The following is a 14,627-nucleotide window of genomic DNA, read 5'->3' as shown; positions in this document are numbered from 1 at the left end:
TCGGCGGCGCCGACGCCGGTTCCTCCGAAGCCTCCGCATCTGCTGAGGAGCCCGCCACCCCGACCGGCCGCCTCGACCTGATCGAGGGCGCCGGTGGCGTGCTCGTGCGCCTGGGCACCGACCTCACGGTGCTCGACCTCGCCCGGTCACTCGCCGCCCCGGTGGTCGTGGTGGCCCGCGCGGGACTGGGCACACTGTCCGAGACCGAGCTCGCGGTCCGCGCGATCGAGTCAGCGGGACTCCGGTGTGCCGGGATCGTGATCGGCTCGTGGCCGTACGAACCGGATCTCGCCGAGCGCCTCAACCTGGAGGATCTGCCCCGACTGACCGGGGTCCCGGTGCTCGGCCGGGTGCCCGCGGGGGCAGGTCGACTAGAGCCCGCGGAGTTCGCCCGTCTCGCGCCGGGGTGGTTCAGCGATAGGTTTCTTGCTGCGCTTCCAGAAGAGAATCAGTATTCGTAGGCGGGATCTGAATCGATGATCCTCGCGAACATGTTCTCCATCGGTGCGAGGTCACCCGCGGATCTCGCTACATGGCACGCATTGTGCAGTTCAACCGAATCAGTTCGCTGCCAGTCCAACCCGACGCCAGTCTCGGACAGCAGTAGATCGAAGAACTCACGCGTTGCGCGTCCATTCCCTTCACGGAACGGATGCGCAAAGTTGACGTAGTCGTATAAGTGGGCAATTTCCCGGAGAAGATTCTCTGGCGGGATGCCCGCCAGTCGGTTCGACTCCCATACTCTCCGGGCCACGTATGCCATCGGCCGTGGGATATCGAGTGGCGGACAGAACGACTCGCGACCTTTCTCGATGCCCACAGTTCGTAGATCGCCCGCCCAGGCGTAGACATCCTGAAACAAGTGGCGGTGGATCGCCTGGAAGAACGCCAGGTCGTACGTTCGCTCACCCAAGAGCTCTGGGACTTCTCGGAGCTCGATGAGCCGCGCTTCGACAAGATCGTTCTCCGCGTCTCGGAGATCACCAACAACGGAGATATTCAGCTTGTTCCTGAGCACTGTAGTACCGGGAATGAAATACCCGGACCAATTCCGTTCATGGCTCCCTGAATCCCACGGGTGCGGCACTCGGCTAGGAGATGTTGTACCGGCGGCGGACGCGATCCCCCAGCTCGGAGGCACTGATGGTGCCACGCGCATATGCGAGCTGGTCAGCTCGCGTGGCGCTCGTGCTAGTGGCCCCTTCCAATTCTGAAGTGCGGCGAATAGACCGAATCGCGCGGACGCGTCGCTGAGTACGCTGAGCCCTCGTCGTCCCGTCACCTTCCATGGCTTCGAGGATAGTCGACGGTTCAGACACACTGCGTCGTACCGCCATACAGAAGGCGTCGTCACCACGTCCTTTCATCGCCCGCCGGGCCACTAGCCGAGTCCAGCCGCGTCACGGCGGGACTCACCCCACGTGCCAGTGACGGCGGATGAGCTCCTCCCGCGCGGTCTCGTCGTCAGCACCCTCCCCGCCCGGCGTGTTGTCGTCGGCCTCGCGCAGGCCCGCGAGCACGGCGTCGATGAGCTGCTCGGGGAACACGCCGTCGGCTTCGAACACCCCACGCTCGGCCTCGAGGACGTCGGCCGCCTCGGTACACGAGGAGGGCAGCTGCTCGAAGTCGTCGTTGTAGTCCGCCTTCAGGTGCTCGGCCTGCTCCAGGCTCCCGGGGTCGTTCAGGCCGCGCGTCGCCGCGACCGCCATGCCGGCCAGGAGCAGGTGCGCGTCGGCCGAGCCGTCGCCGAGTCGCAACTCGATGGTCTGGGGGTCCGTGGCCGGTTCGGGGACGGGCTCGGTGCTTCCGGGATTGGCGTGGGCCACCATGTCGGCCAGCACGTCGCCGCCCCAGGCCAGTGGGACCCGCACCAGACCGGTGCGGTCCTTCTCGCCCCAGCAGATGTCCTCGGGTGACTCGTCGCCGGCGGTGAACCGCAGGTAGGACGTGGGGACCGTGTTGCCGAACGCGGCCAGCGCCCTGGCCGCCGAGAGGTAGCCGGCGATCAATCGTCGCCCGGTGTCGTTGATCCCCTGCTTGGTGACGACGGTGTTGGTGCCGTTCCGCACGAGCCGGCTGTGGATGTGCAGTCCGTTGCCTGCGCCCTCGCCGCTCACCAGTGGCGCGAAGGTCGCCTCGAGGCCGTGGGCGTAGGCGACCTCGCGCACCACCCATTTGGCCAGGACGAGGTTGTCGGCAGCCTGCTCCAGGGGCACGGGCTGGAGCTCGATCTCGTGCTGGACCAGCTGACGGTCATCTTCGAGGATGTTGCCGACCTCGCCGTGGGCGTACTTCAGCGGCACCCCCGTGGAGGAGAGGTGACCCAGCACCTGCTCGCGGACCCGCTCGTGCTTGGAGAAGGGGCCCGACTCCTGGTACCCGCGCTCCTCCTCCACGGGGAAGAGCGCCTCTGGCTGATTGACGAGGTAGTACTCCAGCTCGCCGAAGGCCTCGAGCGTCATGCCGGTCTCCTGCGTCAGCACCTCGGCGGCGCGGCGCACGACCTGCTCGCGCGCGTACGGCAGCGGCGTGCCGTCCTCGCGGTAGAAGGAACACAGCACGTCGAGCGAGGTCCGCTCGCCGAAGGGGTTGAGGAAGGCGGTGCGGTGGCGCGGGACGATGTAGACGTCACTGGCGTCGGTGTCGGTCCCGGGGAATACGCTCGAGCCGTCCACGCGCTCTCCTCGCGTCAGAACCTCGTGGAGGTGCTGGCGGGAGTTGATGGGGAAGGCCAGGGTCTTCAGACGGCCGTCGCCGCCGACGTAGCGCAGGTTCACCTGCTCCAGTCCCAGCTCTTCGACCGCCCGGACGAGGGCGTTCGCGGTGAACTCCGCCGAAGGCATGCCGAGCAGGCGGACGAGGGGGTGGGGTTCAAATGCGTCGATGGCCATGCCTCGTTCTACCAGCGCCGCGGCGCAGTCCCCACCGGACTCAGGACCAATCCAGTTTCAGAACCACAGCTCGGCCAGCAGCTCGATCGACCGGTTCCGCACCGCCGGGTCGAACGCGTAGGTCACGGTGATCAACTCGTCGGCGCCGGTGCGCTCGACGAACTCGTCCAGCTGCGCCTTGACGGTCTCCGGCGATCCCACCGCGCTGATCTCGAGCATCCCGGGCGAGCTGCCGGCGAACTGCTCCGGGTCGACGGGCGGCTGGATCTTGCGCCGCCGCCCCGCCCGCAGGTCGAGGAACATCTGCTGAAGGGTCGTGAACTGTCGCTGCGCCTCAGCGTCAGTGTCGGCGACGATCACGTTGATCCCGGCCATCACCTGGGGCGTGTCGATGCGCGCGGTGGGCGCCTCGGTGCTGAAGGACTCCCGGTAGACGCGGATGGCGTCGTCGATCTGGTCGGGCGCGAAGTGCGAGGCCAGCGAGAACGGCAGCCCCAACTGACCGGCGATCGAGGCGCCGTTCACGGTGGACCCGAGCACCCAGATCGGCACCTCCATGCCCTGTGAGACCGACGAGAGGATCGGGGTGCTGTGCGCGGTACCGGTCTCGCCGAACCACGCCTGCAGGTCGTAGATGTGCTGGGCGAAGGCCTGCGGCTCGGCCGACGACCGGCTCAGTGCCTGGGCGGTCATCCCGTCGGTTCCGGGGGCGCGGCCCAGGCCCAGGTCGATGCGGTCGCCGTGGAGGTTAGCGAGCGTGCCGTACTGCTCGGCCACCATGAGCGGGGCGTGGTTGGGCAGCATCACGCCGCCGGAGCCCACGCGGATGTTCTCCGTCACCGAGGCCGCCTGCGAGATCAACAGTGCCGTGGCGCTGGACGCGAGGTTGGGGGTGTTGTGGTGCTCGGCAAACCAGAGCCGGTGGTACCCGAGCCGGTCGGCGAGGCGCGCGGACTCCATCGAGGCGGCGATGCCCTCCCGGGCGGTCGAGCCGTCGGAGATGGAGACCAGGTCGAGGATGCTCAAGGGGATCGACAACTGCACACCTTTTTCTGCGTTCACTTCTGGGAGTTCGAGCCGGCACGACCCGCGCTCCGAGGCTACCGACGCGAGCCGTTCGGTGACGGATCACCGATCCCCTGTCCGCCCCGCCCCACCCCCGGGGTGGTGGCGCAGGGCGGCCCGTCTCTACGCCTGAATATGACGACGACGACGGGCGCGTCCCCTCCGCCGGGAACGGCCCCGGGGTTGCGCGTTTCGAGTTTCTCTCTATGTGCCGTGGGTCACACTGGGCCGAGTGCGGGTATCGCCCGCGCGGCAGGTCCGCACGAAGGGTCCCGACCACATGACTGACCACGCGACGCCGGCGACGTCCACCGAGTCCACTTCCACACCGACGCGTTCAGATGAACCGCTCAACCAACGAATCACCTCCGGCGAGGCCGACCTCGATGAGTTCCGCGAGCGCCTGACCCTCTGGTTGGCCGGCCGGGACGAGGTGGACTCCGACGCCGGGGTCGAGGTGTCGGCGGTGAGCAGGCCGGAGAGTTCGGGGATGTCCAACATCTCGGTGCTCTTCGGCGCCGCCTGGACCCCGGCCGGTTCGGCCGAGCGCCGGTCCGCGCAGTTGGTGGCACGGATGTGCCCACAGGACGACGCGTTTCCTGTGTTCCCCGTCTACGACCTGCAGACACAGTTCGACGTGATGTGGGTGGTCCGCGAGAACACCGACCTGCCGGTCCCGCGCGTCCGCTGGCTGGAGCAGGACCCGGCCGTTCTCGGCACGCCGTTCCTGGTGATGGACCGGGCCACCGGGCGGGCGCCGGTCGACAACCCCCCGTACGTCTTCGACGGCTGGCTCCTGGAGATGGACCCCGAACAGCGACGCCAGCTGCAGCGGGAGTCCATCGCAGTGTTGGCCGCGATCCACCAGATCCCGGCGCCCGCCGAACTGGTGTCCTCGCTCGCTCCCGCGCCCGGCATGAGTGCGCTGCGCGCCCACGTGGACGAACAGCGGGCCTATTACGAGTGGACAACCCGCGAGGACGGGTTGACGATCCCCGTCATCGACCGAGCCTTCGACTGGATCGAGGCCCACTGGCCCGACGAGACCAGCCCGGACGCCCTCAGTTGGGGCGACGCGCGGATCGGCAACATTCTCTACGAGGGGACGCGACCGACCGCCGTCCTGGACTGGGAGATGGCGACCATCGCGCCGCCCGAGGTGGATCTGGGGTGGTTCCTGTACTTCCACGACGTGTTCCAGGAACTCGCGGTGGCCTTTGACTTCCCCGGGATTCCGGACTTGTTCAAGCACCGCGAGGTCATCGAACAGTACGAACAGCTGACGGGTTCGACGGTCCGGGATCTGCCGTTCTACTACGTGTACGCCGGGCTGCGGCAGGCCGTGATCCTCTCGCGGATCACTCGTCGTCGTATCCACTTCGGTGAACAGGAACCACCACCCCACCCGGACGAGTACGTCCTGCACCACACCAAGCTGGCGCAACTCATCGCCGACTGACCTCGCCCGCCGGACCCGCACCCACCAGCCTCTCCCCCACCCCGCCAGCGTTCGTCTACTGCCCGAGGATCCACGTGAAACCCACCCCGCTCGACGAGTTCCCCGTCCACCAGACGCCGCTGCCGATGGCGCAGGTGGGCACGAGCGATCGGAACTTCTACGACCGCTACTACTTCAACGCGCACGACCGCACCGGCGAGGTGTTCCTGGTGACCGGGTTCGGGGTGTACCCCAACCTCGGCGTGGTGGACGCGTTCGCGACGGTGCGCCACGGCGACACACAGCGATCGGTGCGGTTCTCCGACGCCCTCGGGTCGCGGTCGCTGGAGACGACCGTGGGCGGGTACCGGATCGAGGTGATCGACCCGCTGCGGTCGTTGCGTCTTGTCTGCGAGCATCCGGACCTGTCGATGGACATGACGTGGGAGGGGTCGTTCGACGCAGTACTCGAGGACCGGCACGTCCTACTGGAGGGCACGCGCGCGATGCTGGACGCGAGCCGCTTCGCGCAGGTGGGCAGCTGGTCGGGGACGCTCTCGGTCGACGGCCGTGACTTCTCCGTCGACCCCGACGTGTGGCTGGGCACCCGCGACCGCTCGTGGGGGATCCGCCCGAGCGGCGAGTCCGATCCCCCGGGCCGGTGGGCCGCCGAACCGCGCGAGGGGTTCTGGTGGACCTACATTCCACTGCGTTTCGACGACTACGCGATGGTCGTGATCCTGCAGGAGAGCCCCGACGGGCACCGCACGCTGAACCACGCAAGCCGGGTGTTCGCCGACGGGCGGATCGAGCAGCTGGGCTGGCCGCGGTTGGAGGTCGACTACCGCAGCGGCACCCGACATCCCGAGCGCGCCCGACTGCACCTGACCACGCCTCGGGGTGAGCCACTACTGCTGGAGGTCGAGACCCTGGGCGGTGTCCCGCTGAGCATGGGCGCTGGTTACGTGGGCGACCCGGCCTGGTCACACGGTCGCTGGATGGGCCGCGACTGGAGCGAGTCCGTCACCTACGACATGACCTCCCCCGACGTGGTGGGCATGCTGCCGTTCAACGTCGTGGACCACGTGGCGCGCGCGACCTGCAACGGCGACGAGGGATGGGGCCTGTTCGAGCACGCCAACATGGGCAGGCACGACCCGTCGGGGTTCGACGGGTGGGGGGATGTGGCCAACTCGGCTTGAGCCGGCTTCGGATCCAAAGCATCGTTAAGGAGGCGCGGGTTCGTTCGTAGCCTGTCGTACCTGAGCTGTAGAAAGTGACGCATGAACAACCATGGACATCGTCCACTGAACCCGTGCGCCGGTGTCGGCGCCCTTCGCGCGAGCCCCGCCCAACGGATCTGGGCTATCGTTGGCGTGATGCTGCTTGTTCAACAATGGAGGCTCTGAGTCGTGCTGACTGCCCTTGAGATCTGCGCAGGAGCGGGGGGCCAGGCCCTGGGTTTGGAACAAGCCGGTTTTGCTCACGCCGCTGTGGTCGAAATTGATCCGCATGCGTGCGCCACATTGCGACTGAATCGGGATAATCCGAACGTACCCCTTGATCGGCGTTGGAATGTAATAGAAGCTGATGTTAGAGATATCAACGGTGACGATTTCCTCGGCGTAGACCTCGTAGCAGGCGGTGTGCCGTGCCCCCCATTCTCGATAGCTGGCAAGCAGCTTGGACAGGATGACGAACGTGATCTGTTCCCCGTGGCGCTTGACTTAGTACAAGCCATTAGACCGCGGGCAGTTCTGCTCGAAAATGTTCGCGGTCTCGCTGGTGCGAAGTTCTCCGACTATAGAGGACAGATTATCGAACGGTTGGAGGATCTTGGATACGTCGTTAACTGGCAACTCATTCATGCGGCGCAACACGGAGTCCCCCAGCTGCGGCCGCGTTTCGTCCTCGTCGGCATTAACCTAAACGACGCAGGCCACTTTCACTGGCCCGAGCCAGTAGGTACACCGCCAACTGTCGGGGATGTGCTCTACCAACATATGGCGTCCAACGGATGGCCAGGTGCGATGGAATGGGCGAAGCGCGCGAATACGATTGGACCAACGTTGGTTGGTGGATCGAAAAAGCACGGGGGGCCAGACTTAGGGCCGACACGCGCCCGACAAGCCTGGGCCTCGTTGGGTGTCAATGGTGGCACGGTTGCAGACGAAGCCCCCGGACCGGACTTTCCGCTCGATGGAATACCTAAGCTTACCGTAGAAATGACAGCCGCCATTCAGGGCTTTCCCGATGACTGGAAATTTTCTGGGAGAAAGACAGCGGCCTACCGGCAAGTCGGAAATGCCTTCCCCCCTCCCGTCGCACAAGCATTGGGGAGCAGCATTATTACCGCGCTCAACCGGACCCCTAACACAATACTCACCGAGAACACGGAATTAACAGACGAAATCTACGGGGCTCAAGTTTAGCAACCTGACCGCCCTAGCTCCCGCCCCCTATACATATTGTGGCATTGGGCGTGCCACAGTGGCGGGCCGTCTAGCGTAGAGGACTCCGCTGCCTAAGACAAGCTCGATAATCCCATCGCAGCGTTGGCGAGCCAAACCCGGGGGATGTTGTCGCCGAGCTATTGGAACACCGGGCCGCCTCTAATTACCAAGCAGTCGACGCACCTCGGCCTGGACGCGAGCCCTTTCCTCTGGTGGCAGCATTCGAATGCGATCGTAAACGTCATCCAACCGGTCCCGGGTCCGATACCCTTGCGCCAGCCATTCTGAGATTCGACGAACTTGGCTAGTAGGCAAACGCTTGACCGCGGGCCAAACGATGTCAAAGTCCTCTGACCCTGCCCCTTCCGCCCTCTTAGTCTCGTTGCAGTGCGCGCACTCCACCTGAAGGTTGTCCGCATCGCTGCTTCCGCCACGATCACGGGGCACAATGTGTCCAATAGTCATGGCGGCTGGCGACCCGGTCTCCGGATATGGCTCGCCTGCTCCCACGCCACAAATGACACATCTGCGACCATCTCGATCCAGAACCAGTGACCGCGTCTTAGCGGATACTGCTTGAGAGTTCTTGGGCCGCGGACCGATCGCGGGATGCCAACCAATCTCGTCGACCCTATAGTGCTCGGCCGGCAGCGTTCTGTCGTCTTGAAAGGAGGCAATCCTCCACCCGTCTCGCGTACTGCGTAATGCCCTAATACGCCGCTGGAAGTGCTCGGCAGTGTTGGCCTCGCCCCGCCGCCCGATTTGCTCTCGAAGTTCCCGGGTTGTAAAGACATCTCCCACAGACTTGGTCGACGCGAGGTATGCCGCAATTTTCTGCTCGTCGCCAAATGGGCGCCTGCTCCCAGGTTCAAAGTCGAGCCGCCACCAGAGCGATCCGTCGGGCGAGTACGCGTGAGAGGGGTAACTGTCCACGTTCCGCAGAATACCAATCTCGGAAACTTTCTTGGCCCCGTTTGCGAACTCGACGTTGCCCTCTTACTTCAGACTATCCGCTAGCCTTGGACGAAGACTCAAGCTCCTCGCATCAGTCTGGGCGAACGAAGCCCCCGCGCTACAGGAAGAGACTACGCCAGTGCAGACAGCATCGACAGATCAGATTCTCGGGATGGAATCCGAGGATGATCTCCCCGACGAGGACCAATTTGAAACTGATGCACTCAAGTACGTTGGTGCAGACTTCGATATCGACGGACTAGTCAGACGGCTAGACGAAGGCGACATCGTTATACCGCGATTTGACCCTGATGAATCCTCAGGAACTAGCCTGGATGGTTTTCAGCGTGGACCAGTCTGGAGCATTCCACGGAAAGAGAAGTTCATTGAATCAATCCTTCTCGGGTGGCCCGTTCCGAGCATATTCATGGTAAAAGACGAGGACGAACGCTACCTTGTTCTAGACGGGCAGCAGCGCCTTCTCACGTTGAGTGAGTTCAAATCTGGCAAACGCGCGAACGGCCGCGACTTCGTCCTTAAGGATGTGGTCGATCAGTTCGAGGGTGTCTCCTATGATTCTCTTTCAAATGAAGACAAACGTCGTTTTCGGAACACGTTTATCCAAGCAGTAATCATTGAGCCTAACGGCGAACAAGGAAAGCGGGCAGTCTACAGACTCTTCGGCCGCCTCAATAGTGGAGGAGTAGCCCTCAATGCCCAAGAAGTTAGAGTAGCTATATTCCGAGGGAAACTCGTAGATTGGATTCGCGAGTTAAACCGAAAATCCGAGTGGCGGAACCTAATCGGAAACTCTGGCGGTCGCCTAAAGGACCACGAGCTAATTCTTCGCTCGCTAGCCTTGCTGGAAGCGGTTGAAACCAGTATCGAGCCACCGTCTAGCGTTGACTTCCTAACCAACAGCTATAAGCCGTCTATGTCGAACTTGCTTAATGGTTATCTCTCCAAACACCGGCACCTCCAAGGCCTGGACATCGGAAAATTGGAGACCGCGTTCGAGGCGGCTACCGCCGCCCTCTCATCCCTCTATGGAAGTGACGGCCTTCGAAACAGGGGGGCGATCAATGCGGCTTACGTAGACTCCATCCTAGCATCTCTGATGCACCATGATTTAGGCTCAAGTTTTCCCAGCCAGGCCGATATCAAAAGGGGAATCGATCACCTTCGAAGCTCTGAGGAGTTTCAAGAGACGCTAATTGGAAGTACATCGCACCGAGCGAACGTTAAGCAACGCCTTCGCCTGGCGATAGAAGCCTTCGACCGGGCAGCAGATGGCTGATATCCGTCGAATCCTATATTCCCTGAAGGGCAGCCTCGAATCAGAAATATCGAGGTACGATACGCTAACCCACCTGGAGGGCATTGACCTACTTCAAAACGCGAAGCTTCAGGAGGACCTGAGACGATATTACGCGATTCGATGCGCCGGTTTCCTAGAGAAATTGTTCTATGAGGCCATAACCTGGTATATTGAAACTAACGCCAACAGAGAAGTATCCCAATTCTCGAGGTCGTTTTTTAAAAAATCTCCAAATTTGACACCAGATGCGATGGAAACACTAGTGTCACGGTTCGGTGAAGTTTATCTCGAGTCCCTTAACGAAGTCCTCGATGAGGAGCTCAAGGGACGCCTCGGGGTCTTGCTCAACTTAAGAAATGAGATAGCACACGGCGACTTTCCAACAGGAGCCAAACACGCGCCAGAACAGTATCTCGAGCTTTGCAATATCATTTACGATTGGATTCTCGAACAATTCATTAAAAATACCGTCGTTGAATACGGAAAGGATGGCCTGCCGTTGAAGAAAAAGTAGCGTACACGAATCAACATCCAGGCCGGGAATCCCCCGACACGTTCTGGAGGTCCCACTTTCTCACTGGCCCCGGCGTCCGAGCCTGGCACATCGTGAAGATCGGTTCGGAGAAGGACTCCCGAAGGTGCACTTGAATCGGGCCGTGCGGACCCGCCAGCGTCACCTCCACGTGTCCTGCTACTTCGGCGACATCCAGCGGAGCGAAAGCGTCGATGCGATCGTCGCCAAGGAGCGCGCGGGCATGATGCTGCGCCACTTGCACCTCTGCCGGGTAGCTGCTCCGCCCGCGCAGATGGCGTGGCTCGACCCGGCCCTCGGTGTAGCGGGTAACGATGTCGGCCGGGTCTTCGGCCAAGTCGACTCGACCGTAGAAGAGCCCGTGCGGCAGGACGATCATTGTCGCAGCAAAGCGGTCGCCGCCCAGGTGTGAGCATTCCCACGTCGCCTCCGGGTAGCGCTCCGCGATCAGAGCCGTGGCCTTGCGTCCCCGAACCGCGCAGCACTGGTCGTGCTTGCCGTGGGCGCAGATCGCTACCAGCGGTTCATCGGTTTGTGTGCCGGCGGAGCCGTCGAGGGGGATCTCGGCGTACCCCTCGGGCCCGTCGACCTCGCCCCACCGCAGCGATTCCTGACCGGGCCGGGCATCGGCCAGAGCCCACCGCCACCGTCGCTGCTCGGAACGCTTACCGGGCCGGCGGATGGCGGCGACACGAATGTCGGCGGCCTGGGCGCGCTGGGCGATCTGCCGACCCAACTCGGACGGCAACAGCACCGGCGACTCGAGCAACGCCGAATGCCCCCAGGGGCCGCAGAGCTCGAGCATGAGCCAGCGCATCCCCCGCGAGCCCGAGCCCTCCAGGCGATCGCCCCGGCGCAGCGCCGACACACTGCACGGCTCCCAGTCCGCAGGCCTGGTCACAGGATCACCGACCTCACAGCGACACCAGCACTGCCTCCCGCAGCAACCGCCGGAGAACCACCAGGCCGTCCGCCGCATCGAGACCAGGCAGAGTTCCGGCGCTCACGGGAGCGCCCTCGAGGACGGCGTGCAGGGCGGGTGCGCACACCGCCGGGAAGGAGATCGACTTGGTGGGCAACTTCAGTACGACAGTGGCCGGATCGGCGCCGTCGGAGCCGTCGTCATCCACCCGCCCGTGCAACCCGTCGCGCCACTGCACCCGGGTCTCGGGATCGAGGGCCGCCACGGCGTCGAGGGTGGCCAGCGGGCGGACCGGGGCGGGCCGCGTGAGGTCCAGGTACTGCGTCGCCAGCGCGTCGCCGGCGATACCGCTGAGCTGATCCTGCTTCTCGGCGATCAACCGGGCCAGCACGTCGAGCACCCCGCGAGTGTGTTCCCCGGTAGAAGCGGCGTCGACCGGGGCGAGCCCGAGCGGCAGCGACGCGCGCAACTCCTCCTCCGAGGCCAGCGCCTCGATCATCGCCGTCGCGACATCGTGCCCGGTGAAGGGGGCCACGCCCACGGTGAGGTGGATGGAGGTGTCGCCCTGCGCCTCGGCGGAGTGGACCCAGCCGCGCGGCAGGTAGAGGCAGTCCCCCGGCTCGAGCACCGCGTCGATCACCGGCTCGTCCCTCGAACGCTCGGCGATCGCCTCGCGGTGATCGGTCCACGGCTGATCGGGAAGCGGATGGTGGTGGACAGGCTCGTGAACGCGCCATCGCTTGGTGCCGGACACCTGGAGGACGAACACGTCGTGCACGTCGTAGTGCGGATCGAACCCGCGGTTCGCGGGCGGGGTGATGTACGCGTTGGTCTGCACCGGGTGGCCGACATCAGAGGTCATGCCGCGGACGAAGTCGATGATCGGCGGCCAGAACCGGTGCAGTCCCTGCAGGACGATCGTCGCCCCGGCGGCGAACTGCGTGAGCACGCCGTCGGGGTCGATCTGATCGGGCATCTGCGCGCCGAACCCGCCGGCGCGAGTGAAGCACGCCCGGTCGACGAGCGTGCCCTCCCGCGCCATCCGGACGAAGGGTGTGCGTACCCCACGTTCGGCGATGATCTCGTCGACCATCTGCGGAGACAGCAGATCGGAGAAGTCGCGCGGCAACTCGGCCGCAGGGGTCAGCAGGGGCCGCTGACCCCAGACCGCTGCCGCGAACTCATCCCGCCCGCATGCGACGCACCGCTCGAGCACTACTGCTCAGGCCGTGCCGTCGGCGCCGCCATCGGCCCCGTCCGGGTTCGAGCCGCCGTCGGCGACACCCTCGCCCGAGCCGGCCGCGCCGTCAGCTCCACCGTCGTGTCCGCCCGGGTTCGAGCCGCCGTCAGCGGTGCCCTCGCCCTTGTTGGCCGAGCCGTCGGCCCCGCCGTCATGGCCCTGCGGGTTCGAGCCGCCGTCGGCGACTCCCTCGCCCGAGTTGCCGGTGGTCGTCATGTCGTCGTCACTGATAGCCATGTGCGATCCTCTCGTCGGTGCAGGCGTTGACCTGCACGGATTCGTGCGGTGTCGCCACGTGCCCGGACTGGCCCGGACACGAGGGGTGCTGCGATTGCCACTATGCCACCGGATGGACTCGAGGCACGACCGGTCGACGGGCCAGTGCTGGCTCGCTCCTTAACCCCGGCCGCGATGAGATCCGCCAGCGCCGCCTCTACTTCCGGCGGTTCGCCTTGCGGTAGCTCAGAATCGAACCGATGATCCCGGCGACCGCTCCGACCATCCCACCGACCACGGCGCCCTGTGCCGCACCCCCGAGAGGGCCATCCCCCGGTGTCACCGTGACCGAGGGGAAGGGCAGGAGTGGCTGACCGGCGAAGACGGTGTAGGTCATCGCGGCGAACGTCAGGGCCATGAGTGCGCACACCACGACCATGGTGACCATGGTCGACCTGGCCCCGGACTTCTCGGCGAGGGCGTTGAGGTGGACTCCCCGCCGCCGCGCGTACCACTGGGTGGCCGCCGCGGGCAGGATCGTCAGCACGAGGAGCGCCGTCGGCAGCAGGATCAGGCCGAACGCCGCGGACACGACGGACCCCGCCAGCCCCGCGTACAGACCGACCGAGAGTCCGAATGCACTCGCCTCCATGAACACGGTGCGCTCGCGCTCGTCCCCGTACGCCGGGCTGTCGAGATTCATCACCCGGTCCGACAGCCTGTCGAACACGCTGCTGCGCTGATTCATCGGGACTCCTCTTCCAGAATGAAAAGCTCTTCGACCGACCGCCCCAGGGTCCGTGCGATACGGATCGCCAGATACACCGACGGCGAATAGTCGCCCCGCTCGACCGCGATGATCGTCTGCCTACTGACACCCACCGCCTCCGCGAGCTCGGCCTGGGTGACCCGCTGGACCTTGCGGCACTCCCGGACCGGGTTCGATCCGGCCGCATCGGACTCTCGGACTGCCATGGACCGATGTTAACCAGCCTTGACTTTTCGTGTCAAGAGTAGTTGACCTTCTCGCGGGCGGCGGCTCGGCCCGTTTTGCTGCGGGCGTTGTCGTCGTCGTCGAGGGACCACGCCGTACTTCGCCGCGCAGCTCGTCGCCTGGACCGGCAGCGGCATGGCGCCCGCATACTGGGTGATCGGGGTCTGCGTGATCGGGCTCCTCACCGTGTCCACCATCGCCGAGACGGGAAAGAAGGCCCTGCCGAGATGATCCCCACCCCGGGTAACGCCGCCGCTCTGCGCGTGGCCGTCGAGCCCACCCGCGACCCCCACCTCGTCGCCGCGGTGGAGGGCGAGGGCGGCTCGGTGGTGTCGCTCGACGAGGCCCGGGTCCTGGTGTGGATCGGCGGCCCTGAGGGTTTCCCGGACCTGCCGGACCACGTCGAGTGGGTGGCGCTCAGCACCGCGGGCATCGAGCACTTCGTCGCCGCGGGCGTGCTCGACGACCGCCGGAACTGGACCAACGCATCCGGTTTCTACGCCCGGGGCGTCGCCGAGCACGCGCTGGCCCTGCTGCTCGCGGGCACCCGGCAGGTCGTCCGGTCAGCCCACACCCGCTGGGCCAAGGACGCCGTCGACCCGGC

The 14,627-nt window shown here is 64.9% G+C and carries 15 protein-coding genes and 1 pseudogene; 7 read left to right on the top strand and 9 right to left on the bottom strand.

Translation table 11 applies throughout. The annotated features are described in order from the left end of the window. Positions 1-461: AAA family ATPase (locus tag G6021_RS00990; protein ID WP_241736367.1), on the top strand; the 461-nt coding region annotated here is incomplete at its 5' end. Here G6021_RS00990 and G6021_RS00985 read toward each other — a convergent pair. The 4 genes from G6021_RS00985 to G6021_RS00970 all read right to left on the bottom strand — a co-directional run bounded on the left by G6021_RS00985 (position 449) and on the right by G6021_RS00970 (position 3,929). Beyond that, positions 449-1,087, bottom strand: a complete 639-nt coding sequence (locus G6021_RS00985) for a Fic family protein (protein ID WP_182640477.1) — start codon at positions 1,085-1,087, stop codon at positions 449-451. The two genes, G6021_RS00990 and G6021_RS00985, sit on opposite strands and share 13 nt — an antisense overlap. A gap of 4 nt (positions 1,088-1,091) precedes the next feature. Then, entirely contained in the window at positions 1,092-1,289 is a 198-nt protein-coding gene (locus G6021_RS00980) for an antitoxin VbhA family protein (protein WP_182610248.1), read from the bottom strand. Positions 1,290-1,412: 123 nt separating this feature from the next. Then, positions 1,413-2,891, bottom strand: coding sequence for a glutamine synthetase family protein (locus G6021_RS00975; protein WP_182610249.1), 1,479 nt, complete (start codon positions 2,889-2,891; stop codon positions 1,413-1,415). A gap of 57 nt (positions 2,892-2,948) precedes the next feature. Continuing rightward, positions 2,949-3,929: an LLM class flavin-dependent oxidoreductase gene (locus G6021_RS00970; RefSeq protein ID WP_182610250.1), complete on the bottom strand. Its 981-nt coding sequence runs from the start codon at positions 3,927-3,929 to the stop codon at positions 2,949-2,951. Between the two features lie 307 nt (positions 3,930-4,236). Here G6021_RS00970 and G6021_RS00965 point away from each other — a divergent pair, with 307 nt between their 5' ends. The 5 genes from G6021_RS00965 to G6021_RS00940 all read left to right on the top strand — a co-directional run bounded on the left by G6021_RS00965 (position 4,237) and on the right by G6021_RS00940 (position 10,633). Then, complete coding sequence (locus tag G6021_RS00965; RefSeq protein ID WP_182610251.1) at positions 4,237-5,415, top strand: phosphotransferase family protein; 1,179 nt, start codon at positions 4,237-4,239, stop codon at positions 5,413-5,415. A 74-nt stretch (positions 5,416-5,489) separates the two neighbouring features. Further along, the gene (locus G6021_RS00960) at positions 5,490-6,596 is read left to right on the top strand and encodes a hypothetical protein (RefSeq protein WP_182610252.1); all 1,107 of its coding nucleotides are present in this window, start codon (positions 5,490-5,492) and stop codon (positions 6,594-6,596) included. A 210-nt stretch (positions 6,597-6,806) separates the two neighbouring features. Then, the gene (locus G6021_RS00955) at positions 6,807-7,826 is read left to right on the top strand and encodes a DNA (cytosine-5-)-methyltransferase (RefSeq protein WP_182610253.1); all 1,020 of its coding nucleotides are present in this window, start codon (positions 6,807-6,809) and stop codon (positions 7,824-7,826) included. Between the two features lie 1,114 nt (positions 7,827-8,940). After that, the gene (locus tag G6021_RS00945) at positions 8,941-10,098 is read left to right on the top strand and encodes a DUF262 domain-containing protein (RefSeq protein ID WP_182609411.1); all 1,158 of its coding nucleotides are present in this window, start codon (positions 8,941-8,943) and stop codon (positions 10,096-10,098) included. Then, a complete protein-coding gene (locus tag G6021_RS00940; RefSeq protein ID WP_182609410.1) occupies positions 10,091-10,633 on the top strand; it encodes a HEPN domain-containing protein in 543 nt (180 codons plus the stop codon). Before G6021_RS00945 ends, G6021_RS00940 begins: the two co-directional genes overlap by 8 nt. Positions 10,634-10,643: 10 nt before the next feature. Here G6021_RS00940 and G6021_RS00935 read toward each other — a convergent pair whose 3' ends face one another. From G6021_RS00935 to G6021_RS00915, 5 genes are all read right to left on the bottom strand, one after another. After that, on the bottom strand, positions 10,644-11,468 hold the full coding sequence (locus G6021_RS00935; RefSeq protein WP_182609413.1) for a sucrase ferredoxin: 825 nt from the start codon (positions 11,466-11,468) through the stop codon (positions 10,644-10,646). 97 nt (positions 11,469-11,565) lie between these two features. Next, a complete protein-coding gene (locus G6021_RS00930) occupies positions 11,566-12,789 on the bottom strand; it encodes a cupin domain-containing protein (protein ID WP_182609409.1) in 1,224 nt (407 codons plus the stop codon). 6 nt (positions 12,790-12,795) lie between these two features. Continuing rightward, entirely contained in the window at positions 12,796-13,050 is a 255-nt protein-coding gene (locus G6021_RS00925) for a BatC protein (protein WP_179524352.1), read from the bottom strand. Positions 13,051-13,246: 196 nt separating this feature from the next. Then, on the bottom strand, positions 13,247-13,777 hold the full coding sequence (locus tag G6021_RS00920; protein ID WP_182609408.1) for a hypothetical protein: 531 nt from the start codon (positions 13,775-13,777) through the stop codon (positions 13,247-13,249). Further along, positions 13,774-14,004, bottom strand: coding sequence for a helix-turn-helix transcriptional regulator (locus G6021_RS00915; RefSeq protein ID WP_182609407.1), 231 nt, complete (start codon positions 14,002-14,004; stop codon positions 13,774-13,776). Before G6021_RS00915 ends, G6021_RS00920 begins: the two co-directional genes overlap by 4 nt. A 246-nt stretch (positions 14,005-14,250) precedes the next feature. Between G6021_RS00915 and G6021_RS00905 the strand changes: the two are divergent. Continuing rightward, a pseudogene (locus tag G6021_RS00905) lies at positions 14,251-14,627 on the top strand (hydroxyacid dehydrogenase); the annotation flags it as partial.

This window comes from Dietzia sp. CW19 (assembly GCF_014145265.1).
In the GTDB taxonomy this organism is placed as follows: Bacteria; Actinomycetota; Actinomycetes; order Mycobacteriales; family Mycobacteriaceae; genus Dietzia; species Dietzia natronolimnaea.
The sequence above is the reverse complement of the archived record's forward strand: the minus strand, read 5'-3'. Positions and strand labels throughout refer to the sequence as shown.

Excerpts from the sequence above, each read along its gene's own strand:
- G6021_RS00980 (WP_182610248.1), bottom strand. The coding sequence starts at position 1,289 with ATGGAAGGTGACGGGACGACGAGGGCTCAGCGTACTCAGCGACGCGTC.
- G6021_RS00975 (WP_182610249.1), bottom strand. The coding sequence starts at position 2,891 with ATGGCCATCGACGCATTTGAACCCCACCCCCTCGTCCGCCTGCTCGGC.
- G6021_RS00965 (WP_182610251.1), top strand. The coding sequence starts at position 4,237 with ATGACTGACCACGCGACGCCGGCGACGTCCACCGAGTCCACTTCCACA.
- G6021_RS00940 (WP_182609410.1), top strand. The coding sequence starts at position 10,091 with ATGGCTGATATCCGTCGAATCCTATATTCCCTGAAGGGCAGCCTCGAA.
- G6021_RS00935 (WP_182609413.1), bottom strand. The coding sequence starts at position 11,468 with ATGCGCTGGCTCATGCTCGAGCTCTGCGGCCCCTGGGGGCATTCGGCG.
- G6021_RS00925 (WP_179524352.1), bottom strand. The coding sequence starts at position 13,050 with ATGGCTATCAGTGACGACGACATGACGACCACCGGCAACTCGGGCGAG.
- G6021_RS00920 (WP_182609408.1), bottom strand. The coding sequence starts at position 13,777 with ATGAATCAGCGCAGCAGCGTGTTCGACAGGCTGTCGGACCGGGTGATG.
- G6021_RS00915 (WP_182609407.1), bottom strand. The coding sequence starts at position 14,004 with ATGGCAGTCCGAGAGTCCGATGCGGCCGGATCGAACCCGGTCCGGGAG.